The sequence below is a fragment of the Marinomonas polaris DSM 16579 genome (assembly GCF_900129155.1).
In the GTDB taxonomy this organism is placed as follows: domain Bacteria; phylum Pseudomonadota; class Gammaproteobacteria; order Pseudomonadales; family Marinomonadaceae; genus Marinomonas; species Marinomonas polaris.
On record NZ_FQVF01000003.1, the window covers coordinates 1 to 17,325 of the forward strand.

Genomic DNA, 17,325 nt, shown 5'->3' on the forward strand with positions numbered 1-17,325 from the left:
CAAGCACAACGAATCTGGTAAACGGGCAGGAAAAACAACCTTGAGTAAGGAAGGGCCAGGCTATATCAGAGCGAAGTTGTATATGGCCGCAATCGTAGCTGGGCAACATAATACCGATATAAAAGCGCAGAAAACGAGATTACTAAAACAAGGCAAAACAAAAATGCAGGCGCTAGGTGCAGCGATGAGAAAGTTGTCACAAATATGTTTTGGTGTTGTTAAGAATCAAACAGAATATCAGCCTCAAGTTAGTTAAATAAAAACTTGAGGCTGATTAGGAGAGATGGTATCTACAATTTACGCAAAAAACGACGAGTAATGAAACACGACAAGATTCAATTACTCGTTCGGTTCATCGGTAAAAACATCATCATTTAGATACCCTACTGGCAGCGCCTTACTGGTCTTCGCCCCCATCAACTTTAGCTTCTCCGCTCTCGCCACCAAATTACCGCGTCCTGCCGTTAGCTTTTTCAAGGCTGAATCATGAGTACGACTCACGGCTTCTAGCTTGCTACCAATGTCATCCATATCCTGTACGAATCCCGAAAACTTGTCGTACATTGCACCGGCTTGACGCGCAATTTCAATAGCGTTTTGACTCTGTTTTTCATTGCGCCAAATGTTTTGAATGGTACGTAAAGTCGCTAATAAATTAGACGGCCCGACGATAATAATATTGTGTTCGAAGGCTTCACTAAACAAACCATTGTCGCCTTGTAAGGCTAAACCAAACGCCGCTTCAATTGGGATAAACAACAACACAAAATCCAACGAAGTGACGCCCGGTAAATCGTGATAAGACTTTGCGCTCAGCTCCTTCATATGACGACGCACTGCATCCAAATGCTGTTTAAGCGCTCGATTTCTGTCTTCATCGGTTTCGGCTTCCATATAAGCCAGATAACTAATCAGCACCATTTTGGAGTCGACAATGATTTGCTTACCTTCAGGCAAATGGATCACTACATCTGGCTGTAAACGTCGACCTTCTGTAGTTTGATAAGAAGCTTGCGTCTCATATTCACGGCCTTTTTCCAAACCTGAACGCTCTAAAATTCGCTCCAGAATCACTTCGCCCCAACCACCCTGCAGTTTATTTTGACCTTTCAATGCATGGGTTAGACTCACCGCATCATCGCTGATTTTTTGATTCAGTAACTGCAGACCTTTAATTTCTTTCACCAACGAAAAACGCTCGCGGGCTTCTTCTTGATAACTCTTTTCTACACTTTCTTGAAACTTCTGGATTTGCGAACCAAGCGGCGTTAATAAAGAACCTAACTGGCGCTCGTTTTCTTTCGCCAATTGCTGCCCCTGCTGACTCATGATTTCATGGGCCATTTGCTTAAATTCGGTTTCGTTTTGCTTTTTTTGCTCGCGGTAAAAGGCTTCCTTTTCCTGCCAAACACTTTGCGCGGCAGCAAATTGTTGCTCTAAAGTCAGTGACTCTTTCTCCAAATAATGAATCTGATCTTTCGATTGTTCTAAAAGACGCTTTAATTCCTCATTTTGTTGCTGCATTTTTTCTTGTGTGTGCTGCCACTGACGGCGCATAGCCTGTACAATAGCGCCAGCAATGCCAGATAGAAGAATCGCGCCGATACAAAAGCCCGATAACACCCAAACTGATTGCGAAAGCCAATCTGTCATATGAATTAAAACTCGCTATTTTAAATGTCTGTTTTTAACAAAGTGAGGCATTTGCATGACGTCACGAGCAAAGGCAAGACGAGGCAAAAATAGACGAAAAAGCGGAGTTTATAGGTTATAAATGAGCATTTTGAGTCTATTTTTAACACTGTATTGGCGCGCGCAGCAGTCATGCTAAGGTCTCGATAAGTTTACATGGATTACTACCTAAGCCCAACACACACGCAACGCTTTGATCTAGAAATAAAAAATAGTCAGTTTATTACGACGGTTTGTCGTACGAACGGCCGTGATGCGGCAAAGGCTTTTATTGAAAAAATGCGCCAGCGTTACCCTGATGCTAACCATCATTGTTGGGCGTTTATTGCAGGTATGCCAAATAATGCCCATCTATGGGATCAAAGTGACGATGGTGAGCCTAAAGGCACAGCGGGTAAACCTATGTTGAATGTGTTACAGCATTCAAATTTTGGTGAAACCACAGTAGTCGTGACACGCTTTTTTGGCGGTGTGAAACTCGGTGCGGGAGGCTTAGTAAGAGCCTACAGCCAAGCTGTACAAGAAGCGCTTTCGCAAACAGAATATGAAAATGTGTACCCGCGCAGCCCCGTTCAGCTGAAAATCGCCTACTCTTTATTGGGTAAGGTTGAATATTGGCTAGAACAGAGCGATATAGAAATAACCAACAAAACATACAGTGACAGCATAGTAATTGATCTTGCTGTTATTGAACGTACTTGGCCTGAACATAAAATCGCATTGACGGATTTATGCCAAGGCAGTTTAACTTTAATTGAACCGGACAACGAATAACTATGTACCAAACTGGACAAAGATGGAGTAGCCGCAACGAGCCTGATCTCGGCGTAGGCATGATAGTAGACAAACAAAACAAGTCTTTTACCTTGCACTTCCCTGATGCGGAAGCGGATCGTCAATACTCAAATGACCAGACTAGTCTTGTTCGACGCACTTTAACTGTCGGCGATCAACTGCACTTTCAAGATGAGACCTTCACCATATTGGAAGTAGAAGAAATTGATGACCTTATCGAATACCGTATCAGCGAAGACGATGATTGGTTAGAAGAATCCATCATTCAATTCCCACGTAACGACAAGAACGAGCTCGATTCTTTATTGGCACTTTCGCCAGCTCGTCGCATGTGGTTCGACCTACGTCGCCATACGCTTGAACACCAAGCGGCCAACGCAGCATCACCAGTTCGCGGCTTAATGGGCTTGAAAGCAGAGCTTCTACCGCACCAGATTTATCTGGCTCATGAGATTGCCAATCGCCCGAAAGCTCGCGCGCTTTTGTGTGACGAAGTCGGTATGGGTAAAACCCTAGAAGCCGGTTTGATCCTGCATCAACGTCTACTAAACGGCCTCTGCAAACGCGTACTTATTCTGACTCCAACCAACCTGCAACATCAGTGGTTGGTTGAGATGCTACGCCGCTTCCACCAGCCATTCTCACTGATCAACGAATCCGTGTACGAAGACTTTATGGAAGGCGACGACAACCCGTTTGAGCAACAACCTTTTGTTATCTCGCCAATCGATTGGGCGAGCCAACACCCGAAAGCCACTCAGCATATGCTAGATGCGGAATGGGACATGGTTATTGTCGACGAAGCCCATCACCTTGCTTGGCATCCAGAAACACCAAGCATTGGTTATCAGGTCGTGGCACGTCTAGCCGCGAAAACAGAATCGTTATTGCTGTTGAGTGCAACCCCAGAACAAACTGGCGAACGCGAGCATTTCTCCCGCTTGCAACTGTTGGATGCTGATCATTATCACGATTTCGAGCATTACCAAGCACAACAACAAGCATTCAAACAAGCGGCTGAATTAGCAGAAGCTCTGTTGCCGTTCAGTCAAGAAGACGGCTCACCAGAAGCGCTAGATTGGAACACGGCGTTTGGCTCTTACTTACAAGAAGTCAGTGCCAAAGACTGGTTCCAAGCACTTACAACCAAATCTGGTGCAGAACAAACCGAAGCCGCAAAAGAAGCCATTAGCTGGCTGATTGACCGTCATGGAACTGGACGCGAAATGTTCCGTAACACCCGCGCCGCTGTGGGTGGTTTCCCGGATCGTTACCTTCATTCTTATCCGTTAGAAAACAATGAACACTTCGAATCTGCAGATCGCCATGTGCAACCAGAAACCGAAGTGTCTGACGGCTTGTGGGAAAAAGATCCACGCTGGGTTTGGCTAAAAGAATTCCTAGAATGCCAAGCAGACAAAGTCCTCGTCATTTGTCACACCGCCGACATGGCGCAATGGCTAAATGACCAACTGACTTTTGCTGGCTTCCAAAGTGCCGATTTCCACGAACAAATGCCACTGATCCACCGTGACCGAGCTGCTGCTTATTTCGCAGACGATAACGGTGCACAAATTTTAGTGTGTTCTGAAATCGGCAGTGAAGGCCGTAACTTCCAGTTCAGCCATCACATCGTTATGTACGATTTGCCAGAGCACCCAGACTTACTCGAACAGCGTATTGGTCGTCTTGATCGTCTAGGACAACTAAACGACGTGCAAATTCACGTCCCTTATATCAAGAAAAGTGTGCAAGAGCGCCTATTCAACTGGTACCACCACGCCCTAAACGCATTTTGTCGTACTACGGGTTCTGGCGATAAAGTCGAAGAAGCTTTTGGCGACAGCTTGCATGCCTACTTGCATGGTCAAGACGACGACACTGATTTGCTAAAAGAAGCAAACATCTACCATGAAGCGCTACTAAAACAAATGGAAGAAGGTCGTAACCGCTTGCTAGAAATGAGTTCGTGCCGTCCAGAACAAGCGCGTGCATTAATCGAACAGATTAACAACCAAGCGACAAAAGGCCTGCATCATTACATTGAGCAAGTTACTCACGCGTTCAACATCTACGCAGATTGCATCAATGATGATCCAGATCGCGCCGCTTGGTTCTTGCGCCCTTCTACTGACATGATGCTCGAAGCACTGCCAGGCATAGAAGAAGAAGGTAAAATGCTCATGCTTGATCGCCGTCAAGCTAGCCAGCGTGAAGACGTAGCGTTCGCAACTTGGGAACACCCTCTGATCACCATGCTAATGGACGAAGTTCAAGGCTTTGACTCTGGCAAGCTTACTTCGGCTATCTTGCCAATCGCTGCATTGCCAGAAGGCACAGTATTGGTAGAAAGTATGTTCGTCATCGAAGCGACGGCTCACCCACGTTTGAAATTGGCGCAATCTCTGCCAATGACACCAATGTGGCAATTGTCTGACTCAAACGGCAAATTCCTCCATCAACAATTTACTGCCGACAAATGGGCCGAAAAACTGAAAGGCGTGCCAAACCGCGTCGCGGAACAATGGGTTGCTGCCTTGCGCAAAAACCTTATTGAAGTGCTGCAAGCTCACCAGCTGAATGCCCAAGAGCAAGCGCGTCCGATCGTTCACGCAGCGAAAACGTCTTACCAACATCGTTGCCAAAATGAAATCGAACGTTTAGTGGAATTGAAAGCCTTCAACGACACCATTCGTGATGAAGACATAGAACGTCTTGAAACCAACATGCAAGAAGGTTTGACACGCATCGACGAGCACCAAATCCGCTTGGATGCGATTCGTATCATCTTAACCACTAAGCCGGAATAACATTCTGTGCAGGATGCCGTGCCGAGTTTAGAGCTATCTCGCTTAGAGATATTGTACGAAGACGAATGGTTTGCTGTGATAAACAAACCTGCTAACTGCTTATCTGTGCCCGGTCGTGGCCCAGATAAGCTCGATTCTATCTTGCATCGAGCAGAGTGTTTATTTGGCGAAGCCTTTGCCATACATCGACTGGACGAAGCCACCTCAGGCTTAATCCTCGTGGCGAAAACCCACGAATGTCAAAAACGTATGTATGCGCATTTTCGTGAACGAGAAGTCCAAAAAGAATACCGCGCCTTGCTGCGCGGTCATCTTTTGGGTGAAAAAGGCGAAGTACGAAAACCACTGCGCTGCGACTGGCCAAATCGCCCAAGACAAATAATCTGCACCGATGAATGGAGCAAAGACTCCATCACCTACTGGGAAAAAATGGCCTACGAAAACAACACCACCCGTGTTAGACTCGTGCCCTTTACTGGTCGTTCTCACCAACTTCGCGTCCACATGCAAAGCCTAGGACACTCGATTATTGGCGATGAATTCTATGACCCAGAGTTTCAGAACGACCCTCGGTTGTTATTGCACGCCTATCGGCTAGAGTTTAGGCATCCGTTTACCAAAGCATGGGTTGCGTTTGTAGCGGCTTGCCCTTTTTAACTCCCGCCCACAGCCCTAGAAGCTGAGCAACATAATTCGTGCTTAAACCACTACACGTCATTCCTGCTTAAACAAAGTCATTCCCGTGAAAGCGGGAATCAATCTCTTTTTGGACTACGGTATTTAGGTTCCATTCGAGTACTTTATATTCCCGACCTTTTTTCCGCTCTGCTGCGCGGGTAACTTTTTGCTAGCACCCAAAAACTTCAGTTTAAAGGAAAGCAAAAAATCGCTTTATCGGGCTATCACCCAAACGTCTCATTCATTTTGTTTAATACTGGTTTAGCAAGACGGTTTACATCGTAAGGCCTAGATTGTTCACTCGGTGGGAGATAGATCATCAAACAATGACTCTGAAACTCCATAAAGTCGCGCAATCAGGATTGCGTCGAACTGACTTCATCGGGATCTCAAGCGCAAAAGGTAACAACTACTTATTACCAAGTCCCTTCCCCTTTTTCTTCCAAGGGGAAGTCGGAGGATGGGGTTAATCTCTTCTTTGGCTCCATTCAAAAAGTGATGCCCTACGAAAACAACATGTACGAAAATAAAATAGGAAAGAACCAAGTGAAAAAGAGGAAATGATTATTTTGTTAATATAGGTATACTTATTTTCAAGAAACCAAACAAAGGAGCTTGGTATGTTGATTGACACGAAAAAAATCTCAGAACTGCCATTTGATGGGCAAATTGAATTAATGGAAGCCGTAATGAGTGCATTGGCTCAGAACCAAGCTGAATTTGACTCACCTAAATGGCACCTGCAAGAATTAGAAGCTCGCACACATGAGCTTAACGAAACTGAAAAATGGCGTAGTTTTGAAGAGGTACGAGAAAGGCTTAAATCGTGATATTTAACATTTTCTTTACGCCATCGGCCGAAAATGATTTGCTCAATGCGAAAAAATTCTATGCAAAAATAAATGAGGCACTTGGTCAGTATTGTGTTGATAGTTTGATGTTAGACATTGAACGGTTGCGATTTTTCGCAGGTATTCATCCTAACATTAATGGCAGATTCCGAGTGCTTTCACGCAGCTTTCCTTTTTCAATTTACTACCAAGTTATAAAAGACCAAGTCTTGATTTTAGCCGTATTAGATAATCGCCAGAATCCTAAAAGCATTGAACATAGACTTACCAACAGTTAAATATGATACCGTAAGCCAGATGAGACGAGGCGCTTACCTGTAAAAAAAGTGGCAATATTACATCACGATTATAACCGGTATTACCTTTTAACAAGAGCCGCTTTACTCACGATGCCCTACGAAAACTGACTCCCCCGTAGATCGAAATTTATCTCGACGCGGAATGTAGGTTCCATTCTAACACTTTGTATTCCAACCTTTATTCCACTCTTTAATTAAGGGAAAGCTGAGCATATAACTTTTGCTAGTGCCCAAAAACTTAAGTTTAAAGGAAACCAAAAATTCGCTTTAAGATCTTTAATGCCTCAGTTCCTTCATAGGCACATGATTGCTACCTACGCTCGTTATACCTGATAGTAGAACCAAAGAACGCAGGTCAGATAAGACGAGGAACGAGGCATAATCTGACGATGGAAGCGAAGCTTTCATTTTGTGGATTAACACTGGTTCGAAAAAACTAAAGCGTCACGTGAAATAACCATTAATTGGGCAATAAAATTAAAAACATATACTAAAATAGCGCTGGCTCGTCATAAAAAATAGACTGAACACATTATAAGCTTCACCTGAATACGGTCGCCAAAGGCTTTACCAGTTTCGCTTCTTATTGATAGCGGTTTTGTGTATCACAAAGGTCGATGGTATGTTGTATGTTTAACCAAAACTCTGGTGTATTGCCAAAAGCGGTTTAGGATGGTGTGTGAATGATGCCGATACAACAGTAATTACTCATCAGAACCCTGAGGATTCGGTTGTTATGTCATTGGATATTACACAAGAGCCTGCCGTTACTACGCTCTCCTGCCAATCCTGAGCATTTGAAACGTTATCTTACGTAATACCAATCAAATTAAAGTTATTCAGATTTTCTGCAGCTCAGGACTAAAGGTGTATACAGTCAGTTTTATTACTCCTTTCTCAGTAAGGTTCGAAACACCTTAGCAAGGAGCTTTATAGCGGCATCCATTTCCATTGGAGTATACGCGGCGAAGCCCAACAAGAAACCAGCTTGGGGCTGGGCAGATGCGTAAAGCGCAGTTAATCCGAAAAGGTCTATACCTTCACGACGAGCACTATCAATAACCGTCTGCTCAGAAATTTCACACACCAACTTGCAGAATATTTGCATGCCTCCATCCGGTACTATTGGAATAACGTACTCAAAGAGATGCTTTTCAATTAATTGCACCAACACATTCAAACGTCCGGCGTAGATGAGTCGCATACTTCGTACATGAGCACCAAAGTGGCCAGCTTCGATAAAACGTGCAAGCGTTAATTGCGGAATCGGTGCACTGTGCCCGTCCAACAGAGTACGTGCGCGAGTCATTGGTTCGACAAGGGAATCAGGCAATAGCATGTAACCTATACGAACACCAGGAAACAACGACTTAGTAAATGTCCCCACATAAATCGTACGCTCGTAACGGTCCATCCCCTGAATACAAGCAGTCGGCTTACCTGCATAATGAAATTCACTGTCGTAATCGTCTTCGATAATCCAAGCCTTCTGTTGAGCGGCCCACTCTATTAATGTCAAACGCCGGTCCAGTGTCAATGTTGCCCCAGTAGGAAACTGGTGTGATGGGCTTAAAAACACAACCCTAGCCGACACCGATGAATTACAAAGAGCATCAACCTGCAAACCGTGCTTATCAACTGGAATCGGAATACATTCAAGTCCAGCAGCTTCAAACGCCTTTCGCGCGCCATGGTAGGCTGGGTCTTCCATAAAAATCCGCTCACCGGTATCCAATAACATCTGCGCACAAAGCGCTATGGCCTGCTGTGAACTTGTTAAAATCAGAATACGTTCCGGAGTTGCCCGTGCGCCACGTTCAAGATTAATATAATCAGCAACAGCACAACGTAACGCCTCCATACCTTGCGGCGGACCTGCCTGCAACGCTAGATGGCCGTATTCTTTCAACACCTGTCGTTCCAAACGCTCCCAGACCGGCAACGGAAAATTACGTGTTTCTGGCACGCCCTGAATAAAAGGTCTAGGAGCTGAAAAATTTTTAATACCTCCGTCAAGAAACATAGCCATACCTCTTTGGCTCAACATTGTTTCATGACTCTCCGACGGAATTGAATGCTGCACAGGCCGTTTAGATAATCGATGAGCCCTCATTGAAACAAAACTACCACTTCCTACGCGCCTATCTATAAAACCTTCAGCATGTAGCTGGCCATAGGCGGTTTCAACAGTATCCCTAGAAACAGCCAATGACTTTGCCAGAGCACGTGTTGCAGGCAAGGGCTTTCCGGAGGTAAGAACGCCATCAAGAATGAGCTGTTTTATCGCTCGCTGAATTCTTATATGCAATGGAAATGCCGAATTGATTGGGTTAACCAACCAAGTCTTTACCGTCTCCAATTGGGAAGATTTAAACAATTGGACTGGACTCCTTTAAAAAAGTGGATGGGTAAATCAGGCCATTTAATTGCTATAAATACAAGTCTAATTTATTGCCAAAAGAGTTGCCGACCATGTACGCATATTTGAAAAAATCCAAACAATCACTTGATGTACTCCCCCCTGCCATAGCTGCACTGATGACTGTAATCGTCAATTATGGAGGGACCTTTGTACTGGTATTTCAGGCCGCAAAAATGGCAAACTTATCGCCGGAATTAACAGTATCTTGGGTTTGGGCTTCATCCATTGGCGTTGGGCTTACCTGTATTTTTCTGAGCTGGCGTACCCGTGAACCTATCATCACAGCATGGTCCACACCGGCAGCAGCATTTCTGATTATCGCATTACCGACGATCTCCTACGCGGAAGCTATTGGCGCCTACTTGGTATCTGCCGCTTTATTTATCATGCTAGGTCTAAGTGGCTATTTTGAAAAAGTAATCCGGTTAATTCCACCCGGCATTGCCGCTGGCTTACTCGCTGGCATTTTGTTGCAATTTGGTATTGGTGCCTTTGCTGTTATCAATGTCGAGCCATTCTTAGTGGTGTTAATGGTATTAAGCTATCTAGTATTAAGACGGAGTGCTGGTCGTTACGCCGTAGCAGGCATGATGATAGCCGGACTAATATGGCTATTGCTGCAAAAACGACTGGATTTATCTAGCATCGAGCTGATCGTAGCAACACCAGTTTTTACTACACCGGTTTTTTCGTGGAATGCACTGCTAAGTATAGCGCTGCCGTTATTCCTGATTACGCTAACAGGCCAATACATTCCTGGAATGCTGGTACTACGCAATGATGATTATAAAACCAGTGCCAGTCCTATTTTGACCTTTACCGGTCTAGGTTCATTGCTATTTTCGCCGTTTGGCTCTCACGCAATAAATATTGCAGCGATTACTGCTGCTATTTGTACTGGCAAAGAAGCACATCAAGACCCAACGAAACGCTGGATTGCTGGTGTTATTGCAGGCGTGTTGTACATTCTTGTGGGGATATTCGGCGTTACGCTGGCCACACTATTTATGGCATTTCCTACTGCCTTTATAACAGCTCTTGCCGGTATAGCCTTGATCGGAACCATTTCCAGCAGCCTTACTGCTGCCATCAGTGACTCAGCTTCGCGTGAGGCATCTCTCATTACCTTTTTAGCAAGCGCATCTAATATCACTCTGTTCGATATAGGTGGCGCTTTCTGGGGGCTGCTAATCGGCCTCGCTGCCTATGCTTTATTAAGCACAAACTTTTCAATGAAAACAAAATAATATTTGTAATCAGTATTTAATCAAAAACTTTATGAAATAAATTTTCACCAAAAAAAAGCGAGTATGAACTATGAGCCAAAGCCCTAATATCATTATCACAAGCGTTAAACCGGAAGACTATACCCAATGGCTGCCCTATTGGCTGAGCTACCAAGAATTTTACAAGGTCCAATTAGCTGATGAAGTGACTGCAGCCACTTGGAAACGCTTCTTTGATGAAAACGTGCCGGTGTATTGCGCAGTAGCAAGGGAAGGGGAAAAAATTCTCGGCTTTGCCCATTATTTATTCCACGATTCAACTTGGGGAATAAATAACTTCTGCTACCTCGAAGATCTATTCGTACATCCAGCCACCCGTGGGAAGCACATTGGAAAAAAACTAATTCAATATGTAAAAGAAAAGGCACAGGCTAAAAACAGCGACCGCTTCTACTGGCATACCCAAGAAAGCAATAAAGTTGCGCAACGGCTTTATAATTGGGTTGCAGAAGAACCAGGCGTTATTGAATACAGAATGACACTGTAAGGGCCCATTACAGTAACAACTCAATAACGCCTTTTAAATAAAGAGCCTCGTCTGAGGCTCTTTATTACTTAAAAACTCAATCTTATATATTAGGAACTACTTTCATGCTTCTCATAAAAAACTGACCTAAATAACACCTAACATTCATTAGATAATCTAGCTTGTTCGAAAGCCCATTTAACTAACACAATTGTTAAATCAAACATCATGATAATCCCCAATTGAGTTCTATTCATTCACTCGCATTTCCCATTTATTTTTAAAACGCTGCTAAACTGTGAACGATGCGTTTTCACAGCAAGGAGACTTAACCCAATGCCTGAAATAGATTTGAAATGTGCCTGCGGAACCGTAAAAGGAAAAGCCACTGCGGAAAGTGCCAAAATGGGCACAAGGATTACTTGCTGTTGTGACGATTGCCAAGCATTTGCTCAATTTCTAGGGCAAGAAGATAGTGTTTTAGATCAGTACGGTGGAACGGATATATTTCAAATACCGGTGTCTTATCTCACGATTAGTGAAGGAAAATCAGAAATTGCCTGTATCAAGCTTAGTTCTAAAGGCATGTATCGCTGGTATGCAAAGTGTTGCAATACACCAATTGGCAATACGTTTGGCGTTGGCGGCCCATTTATTGGGGTGATTCATAGCTTCATGGATAATACGCAAACACGTGACGCTGATTTAGGAAAAAGCAGAGGTTACGTTCTTACTAAGTATGCCAAAACACCTGTTCCAGAGAATCTTAAAGCTTCTTCGTTGAGTATTAACTTTAGAATGGTGACCAAAATCCTTTCATGGAAATTAAAAGGTCTAAATAAGCCCTCTGAGCTTTTTAATAATGACGGACAGCCAATTTGTGAACCTCACATCCTTGATAAAAAGGTTCAGGGCTCTTAAAAAGCTACAAAAGATATTCCTTCCAAACCTGATTCGCTGCTTGATGCAGCAAGCTATGTCGCCATGCGACTTTTTCTTCTTGTCTATCGTAACCACCGCCGATGACGCAAGCTGTCGGCAGTTTAAGGGCGACGCAAGTTTCGATAACGTATTTATCGCGTTCTAAAATACCTTGATCGGTTAAGTTAACGTAGCCGAGTCGATCGTCTTGGTGGACGTCAACTCCAGCATCGTAGAAGATGAAGTCTGGCTGGTGTTCTGCCAGTATCGCTGACAAGCTGCTTTTTAGGATGGATAGGTATTCTTGGTCATTTGCGCCTTTGGGGATGGCGATATTGAGGCCAGCAGTTTGTTTGATTGGAGGATAGTTTTCTTCACAATGCCACGAGACCGGAATGATATCGGTTCTATCTTTGAAGAAGGCAATAGTTCCGTCGCCTTGGTGTACATCGCAGTCTAGGATGAGGATTTTCTTCGCCCTACCCGATTCGATCATGGCAAGTGCGGCGACAGCAAGATCGTTGAAAATGCAGAATCCCGATCCATGAGAAGGATGCGCGTGATGTGTGCCACCAGCAAGATGACACGCCAAGCCATGTTGCAGCGCGAGTTCGCTAGTGAGTATGGTGCCAGAGACAGCACGTAAGGTTCGTTCGACTAACCATTCAGACCAAGGTAAACCAATTTCTTTTTCTTCTTGCTTGCTCAGCTCGCCACGAATAAAGCGTTGTACGTATTCTTTATGATGAGCAGCCATTAATACTTTAAGAGAAAGCGGCGTTGGCGTGTATTCGTTTTCGTCCGTCAGGATCCCCTGCTCTCTTAAGGACTCCGCCAACAGACCAAACTTGCGCATGGGAAAACGATGCCCTGCGGGAAATGGGATGCTGTAATTAGGATGGAAAACGAGTGGTAACAAAGCGGCATTCATAAAACAGATTACTTAACTCTTCAGAAAGAGAGCTATGCTAGCAAGGGTCGCTTAGGTTATGCCACTTTCTTTTGAGACTTGTTTTACTTAATGAATACAAAGCAGAGATTATTTACTCTTGGCAACGAGGACTTTTCGAATTGCACCATTAAAAGACTCAATAAGATGTGGCGGGAAACCTTTACCACTTTCGAAGTTCACCATTTGTACGGCGCGCATGGCACTTTTGTTATAATCACTACCGGATTTCCCCCAAACAGCATCAATAAACATAACAGCCATTGATAAGATAAAAGCACCTTGAGGAATCAAAGAGCCCACCAAACCTTCGGGGAAACCTGTACCATCAAAACGTTCTTTATGAGCCTGAACCATGGCAACCGCGTCTTCCCAGCCTTCATGTTTGGAAAGAAGTTTAGCGCCAACCATTGGATGGTTATGCTCTGCTTGGCGTTTTGCAGCTTCATCGTCTTTGCAGTTTAGAATCAGCGCCATACCCATATTATGCATATAAGCCGCTGCACTTAATTGAGCTGGATCTATAGAGCTTTTACATTCAGCATTGATCAATTGACAAAGCTTGAGGATACGCTCGCTCCGTTCTGATGAATAACCAAGTAAGCGGTTTAATTTTTGGCTAAACCCAATAAATGACTCAATGTCATCCTTTTGTTCATCGGTATATTCAACTTTAACAATCACAGAAGTAGCTGCTGGTTCTTCTTTTACTTCTTCTGTTACTTGGTTGCATTGCCTGAGTAAGGTTGCAGCCATTTCGGGGCGTTTGCTATCATCCTCTTCGGCATAAATTTCATCTAAACCGCGCTGTAATTGATCACGCACTGCAATTTCAGCGACATGGGATCGATAAATTTGCTGAAGCAAATCGTAAACTTTTTCAATAACCACAATAATCAGTTCACCCAAATAAGGGTGATATTGAATGTACCCACCGCGCATGCCATCAACTATTTCTTCTAACTTGTGAAGCACACCAACCAAGGGATCAAGAAAACAAACGGAACAATTACCTTTCATGCTATGCAACGAACGAAAAAGCTTGTCTAATTTATCGAATGAAAAACCATCGCCTTCGATGCTATTAATGGTTTCTTCAATTTCTTGTTGTGCTTCCACATAGCATTCGAGCAAGTCATCCTTAAGTTCTTTTTCCAACGCTGAAAACGCTTTACACGCAAAATGGCTCATTTTTCTCTTCCATTACAAGGAACTTACAACCCCGACACATACTTAAGTCTGCCCAAAGAATTGGCAATTTATAGCATCATCCTCTTATTGTAGTTAGAATAATTGTAAGCGTGCACATAGAGTATGTTTCATTATGCAAACGAGGTATCCATGCCAAATTACTGGCTTATGAAATCTGAACCCGATGCGTTTTCAATAGATGATTTAAAACGACTAAAACACTCACCTTGGGATGGTGTAAGAAATTACCAAGCCCGAAACTTTATGAGAGAAATGAAAGAAGGTGATTTGGTGTTTTTTTACCATTCAAGTTGCACTCCAGCAGGCATAGTTGGAACAGCCAAAGTCTGTAAAAGTGCTTATCCAGACCACACCAGTTGGGACAAAAATAGCGCGTACTATGATGCGAAATCAACGCCAGATAGCCCACATTGGTTTATGGTGGACGTAGAATTTATTGAAAAGTGGCCGTCCATTCTGACGTTAGCAGAATTAAAACAAAACCCTGAATTGACTGAGATGTTATTAACAAAAAAAGGCAGCCGTCTATCTGTAATGCCTATTACACAAAGTGAATGGGAATACATCTCGACCATACTGAAAAAATAAATGATGACCTTTGCACGATTACTACGTTAGTAACCTTGTGAAAAGGTCTCAAATATTTAGAAAAAGTTAATGCTAAATTGATGTTTTAATGGAACTCTCGATCCCGCTGTTTTAAAGACACCGCGTAATCGAAGTAATACTGAACAACTACACCTAAATAATCGTAATCATCCCCTGTTCTTGCAATGACACCAACGCTCCCCATTTGACGGTATTTTTTCGGTTGGAAGTACGTTTCAAGACGCCAGCCAACTTCATCTAGATTATACTTTTCCCTATACAGTGAAGTTCGTAGATCTTCATTGAAATAATAACCTATACCGATACGTGAACTAGTCACATTACTCAATGTTGTATCAGTGGATATATAGTTGGTCGTCAACGAGAAAGATCCTAAAAATGCTTCTCCGATAAACTGCCCAATCACATCTCTCTCGCTTTCTAACTCTTCATCCATAGGCTCTAGTTCAGAAATGCCAACTCCAACCCCCAAACGACCATATTCGTTATGAAGAAACCAGTTCGAAGAAAGCTCGGATTGGGCAAAGCTACTTTTTGATGAGCCAGTGATAAGATAGTTGCTGTTTAACAATACTTGGGTGGATAAATAATCGTTAATAGGAATATTGACTTTAAAGTCAATATTCATCAAAGACTTCTCATCCAAAAGCCCATAACCTAAACCAAAAGCAAAGTTAGGCGGCTCTCTCTCTGCGTGGGCAGCACCACTAACAAAAAGACATGAAACAAAAATACGGGCTAATACAGTCAAAACACTCTCTCAATAAAAAGACGCTCGTAAAAACAAATTGTGCAATTATTGTGGCTGATGTTTTGCAAAAGCTCCAGTAAGAAAACAAGACTATTTCAACTTACTTTTTTACGTTAAATTACAGGGAATTCAGAACACCTCTGGGATTCGGAAGCAAAGCCCAATATAATAGCGCCAAAGTCGATTAGACGAACACATTTTTAGGTTAATACGTTACATGGCAAAAAAACTTTTTATCCAGACTCATGGCTGTCAAATGAACGAATACGATTCATCTCGCATGGCAGATTTACTTGGCGAAAGCCATGAAATGGAACTCACAGACAATGCAGAAGAAGCAGACGTACTGCTGCTTAACACCTGTTCTATTCGTGAAAAGGCGCAAGACAAGGTCTATCACCAACTAGGACGTTGGAAAAAACTTAAGCAAAAAAATCCTAACCTTGTTATCGGTGTTGGTGGTTGCGTAGCGAGCCAAGAAGGCGATGCTATCCGTAAACGAGCTAAACACGTGGATATGATTTTTGGACCTCAGACACTGCATAAATTACCAGAGATGATCAATGCAGCCGGAAAACATATTCCGATCACTGACGTGACCTTCCCTGAGATCGAAAAATTTGATCATCTACCAGCCCCTCGCGTTGATGGTGCTGAAGCGTTTGTTTCTATCATGGAAGGCTGTAGTAAATACTGTACTTTCTGTGTTGTGCCTTACACCCGAGGCGAAGAAGTAAGCCGCCCGTTTGACAGCATTTTGAAAGAAGTCGTACAGCTTGCTGAGCAAGGCGTACGTGAAATTCACTTGCTAGGACAAAACGTTAACGCGTATCGTGGCGATACTGCAGAAGGTGACGAAGCTGATCTTGCTGACATTATTCATGCGGTTGCACAAATCGATGGTGTTGAGCGAATTCGTTTCACTACGTCGCATCCAGTGGAATTCAGCGACAGCTTAGTAGAAGCGTTCCGCACGCAGCCGAAACTGGTTAGTCACTTACATCTACCAGTACAGAGCGGTGCAGACAATATCCTAAGCGCAATGAAACGTGGTCATGATCGTCAATATTACATTGATAAAATCAACCGTATTAAAGACGCGCGCCCAGGGATCAGTTTGTCTTCTGACTTTATCATTGGCTTCCCAGGCGAAACAGATGACGACTTTGTTGATACCATGAATCTAATTCAGGAAATCGGCTTTGATCACTCGTTCAGTTTTGTATACAGTCAACGACCAGGCACACCGGCGTCTAATCTAGAAGATGACACGCCAGAAGACGTGAAAAAAGAGCGTCTAGCCATTTTACAACGTCGTATTAGCCAACAAGCCTACGACATTAGTTTGTCTATGGTCGGTGAAGTGCAACGTATTTTGATCAGCGGTTATTCACCTCGCGATCCTGGACAGCTTCAAGGTCGAACTGAAAACAATCGGATTGTAAATTTCCGTGCGTTCGATCCGCAATTGATTGGTAAATTCGCAGATGTTGTTATCACAGATGCTTACCCTAACTCCCTATTGGGTGAGTTAGTAGGCTCTGAACTCGACTCTGACTTTGTACTACAATAATCAAAGGTAAA

General features: G+C 43.5%; 16 protein-coding genes. 11 read left to right on the plus strand and 5 right to left on the minus strand.

The window, feature by feature from the left end; genetic code table 11:
* Nucleotides 1–256, plus strand: a 256-nt coding sequence (locus tag BUA59_RS02115) for a transposase (RefSeq protein WP_139248825.1), incomplete at its 5' end; no start/stop codon positions are given.
* A gap of 83 nt (nt 257–339) precedes the next feature.
* Here BUA59_RS02115 and BUA59_RS02120 read toward each other — a convergent pair.
* On the minus strand, nt 340–1,653 hold the full coding sequence (locus tag BUA59_RS02120) for a DNA recombination protein RmuC (protein WP_072838089.1): 1,314 nt from the start codon (nt 1,651–1,653) through the stop codon (nt 340–342).
* 195 nt (nt 1,654–1,848) lie between these two features.
* Between BUA59_RS02120 and BUA59_RS02125 the strand changes: the two genes are divergently transcribed.
* The 5 genes from BUA59_RS02125 to BUA59_RS02145 all read left to right on the plus strand — a co-directional run bounded on the left by BUA59_RS02125 (nt 1,849) and on the right by BUA59_RS02145 (nt 7,104).
* Nucleotides 1,849–2,466, plus strand: a complete 618-nt coding sequence (locus tag BUA59_RS02125; protein ID WP_072838090.1) for a YigZ family protein — start codon at nt 1,849–1,851, stop codon at nt 2,464–2,466.
* A 2-nt stretch (nt 2,467–2,468) separates the two neighbouring features.
* Nucleotides 2,469–5,297 (plus strand): RNA polymerase-associated protein RapA, encoded by a 2,829-nt coding sequence (rapA, locus tag BUA59_RS02130; RefSeq protein WP_072838091.1) that lies wholly within the window; start codon nt 2,469–2,471, stop codon nt 5,295–5,297.
* Nucleotides 5,298–5,303: 6 nt separating this feature from the next.
* Nucleotides 5,304–5,954, plus strand: a complete 651-nt coding sequence (locus tag BUA59_RS02135; protein WP_245813076.1) for an RluA family pseudouridine synthase — start codon at nt 5,304–5,306, stop codon at nt 5,952–5,954.
* Nucleotides 5,955–6,595: 641 nt separating this feature from the next.
* Nucleotides 6,596–6,805 carry an addiction module protein gene (locus BUA59_RS02140; RefSeq protein ID WP_072838092.1) on the plus strand — a complete coding sequence of 70 codons (210 nt, stop codon included), beginning with the start codon at nt 6,596–6,598 and terminating at the stop codon, nt 6,803–6,805.
* Nucleotides 6,802–7,104: a type II toxin-antitoxin system RelE/ParE family toxin gene (locus BUA59_RS02145; protein ID WP_198515332.1), complete on the plus strand. Its 303-nt coding sequence runs from the start codon at nt 6,802–6,804 to the stop codon at nt 7,102–7,104. The genes BUA59_RS02140 and BUA59_RS02145 overlap by 4 nt, the downstream gene beginning before the upstream one ends.
* Before the next feature lie 907 nt (nt 7,105–8,011).
* Here BUA59_RS02145 and pdxR read toward each other — a convergent pair.
* Complete coding sequence (gene pdxR, locus BUA59_RS02155; protein WP_072838093.1) at nt 8,012–9,502, minus strand: MocR-like pyridoxine biosynthesis transcription factor PdxR; 1,491 nt, start codon at nt 9,500–9,502, stop codon at nt 8,012–8,014.
* A gap of 95 nt (nt 9,503–9,597) precedes the next feature.
* On the opposite strand from pdxR, the gene BUA59_RS02160 reads away from it, so the two are divergent.
* The 3 genes from BUA59_RS02160 (at nt 9,598) to BUA59_RS02170 (ending at nt 12,220) form a co-directional block, all read left to right on the plus strand.
* On the plus strand, nt 9,598–10,794 hold the full coding sequence (locus BUA59_RS02160; protein ID WP_072838094.1) for a benzoate/H(+) symporter BenE family transporter: 1,197 nt from the start codon (nt 9,598–9,600) through the stop codon (nt 10,792–10,794).
* Between the two features lie 70 nt (nt 10,795–10,864).
* Entirely contained in the window at nt 10,865–11,320 is a 456-nt protein-coding gene (locus tag BUA59_RS02165) for a GNAT family N-acetyltransferase (protein ID WP_072838095.1), read from the plus strand.
* A 315-nt stretch (nt 11,321–11,635) separates the two neighbouring features.
* Nucleotides 11,636–12,220: a DUF6151 family protein gene (locus BUA59_RS02170; protein WP_072838096.1), complete on the plus strand. Its 585-nt coding sequence runs from the start codon at nt 11,636–11,638 to the stop codon at nt 12,218–12,220.
* Nucleotides 12,221–12,224: 4 nt separating this feature from the next.
* Here the strand turns inward: BUA59_RS02170 and BUA59_RS02175 are convergent, their stop codons facing one another.
* Both BUA59_RS02175 and BUA59_RS02180 read right to left on the minus strand, forming a co-directional pair.
* A complete protein-coding gene (locus BUA59_RS02175) occupies nt 12,225–13,151 on the minus strand; it encodes a histone deacetylase family protein (protein WP_072838097.1) in 927 nt (308 codons plus the stop codon).
* Nucleotides 13,152–13,259: 108 nt separating this feature from the next.
* Nucleotides 13,260–14,360, minus strand: a complete 1,101-nt coding sequence (locus tag BUA59_RS02180) for an HD domain-containing phosphohydrolase (protein WP_072838098.1) — start codon at nt 14,358–14,360, stop codon at nt 13,260–13,262.
* A 150-nt stretch (nt 14,361–14,510) separates the two neighbouring features.
* Between BUA59_RS02180 and BUA59_RS02185 the strand changes: the two genes are divergently transcribed.
* Nucleotides 14,511–14,969 (plus strand): EVE domain-containing protein, encoded by a 459-nt coding sequence (locus tag BUA59_RS02185; protein WP_072838099.1) that lies wholly within the window; start codon nt 14,511–14,513, stop codon nt 14,967–14,969.
* Nucleotides 14,970–15,054: 85 nt separating this feature from the next.
* Here the strand turns inward: BUA59_RS02185 and BUA59_RS02190 are convergent, their stop codons facing one another.
* Entirely contained in the window at nt 15,055–15,741 is a 687-nt protein-coding gene (locus tag BUA59_RS02190; protein ID WP_072838100.1) for a hypothetical protein, read from the minus strand.
* Nucleotides 15,742–15,958: 217 nt separating this feature from the next.
* Between BUA59_RS02190 and miaB the strand changes: the two genes are divergently transcribed.
* The gene (gene miaB / locus BUA59_RS02195) at nt 15,959–17,314 is read left to right on the plus strand and encodes a tRNA (N6-isopentenyl adenosine(37)-C2)-methylthiotransferase MiaB (RefSeq protein WP_072838101.1); all 1,356 of its coding nucleotides are present in this window, start codon (nt 15,959–15,961) and stop codon (nt 17,312–17,314) included.
* The last annotated feature ends 11 nt before the right edge of the window (nt 17,315–17,325 follow it).

Bases quoted from the DNA above. Each gene is read 5' to 3' on its own strand.
- BUA59_RS02120 (WP_072838089.1), bottom strand. From the start codon at position 1,653: ATGACAGATTGGCTTTCGCAATCAGTTTGGGTGTTATCGGGCTTTTGT.
- BUA59_RS02125 (WP_072838090.1), top strand. From the start codon at position 1,849: ATGGATTACTACCTAAGCCCAACACACACGCAACGCTTTGATCTAGAA.
- rapA (WP_072838091.1), top strand. From the start codon at position 2,469: ATGTACCAAACTGGACAAAGATGGAGTAGCCGCAACGAGCCTGATCTC.
- BUA59_RS02140 (WP_072838092.1), top strand. From the start codon at position 6,596: ATGTTGATTGACACGAAAAAAATCTCAGAACTGCCATTTGATGGGCAA.
- BUA59_RS02160 (WP_072838094.1), top strand. From the start codon at position 9,598: ATGTACGCATATTTGAAAAAATCCAAACAATCACTTGATGTACTCCCC.
- BUA59_RS02165 (WP_072838095.1), top strand. From the start codon at position 10,865: ATGAGCCAAAGCCCTAATATCATTATCACAAGCGTTAAACCGGAAGAC.
- BUA59_RS02170 (WP_072838096.1), top strand. From the start codon at position 11,636: ATGCCTGAAATAGATTTGAAATGTGCCTGCGGAACCGTAAAAGGAAAA.
- BUA59_RS02175 (WP_072838097.1), bottom strand. From the start codon at position 13,151: ATGAATGCCGCTTTGTTACCACTCGTTTTCCATCCTAATTACAGCATC.
- BUA59_RS02180 (WP_072838098.1), bottom strand. From the start codon at position 14,360: ATGAGCCATTTTGCGTGTAAAGCGTTTTCAGCGTTGGAAAAAGAACTT.
- BUA59_RS02185 (WP_072838099.1), top strand. From the start codon at position 14,511: ATGCCAAATTACTGGCTTATGAAATCTGAACCCGATGCGTTTTCAATA.
- miaB (WP_072838101.1), top strand. From the start codon at position 15,959: ATGGCAAAAAAACTTTTTATCCAGACTCATGGCTGTCAAATGAACGAA.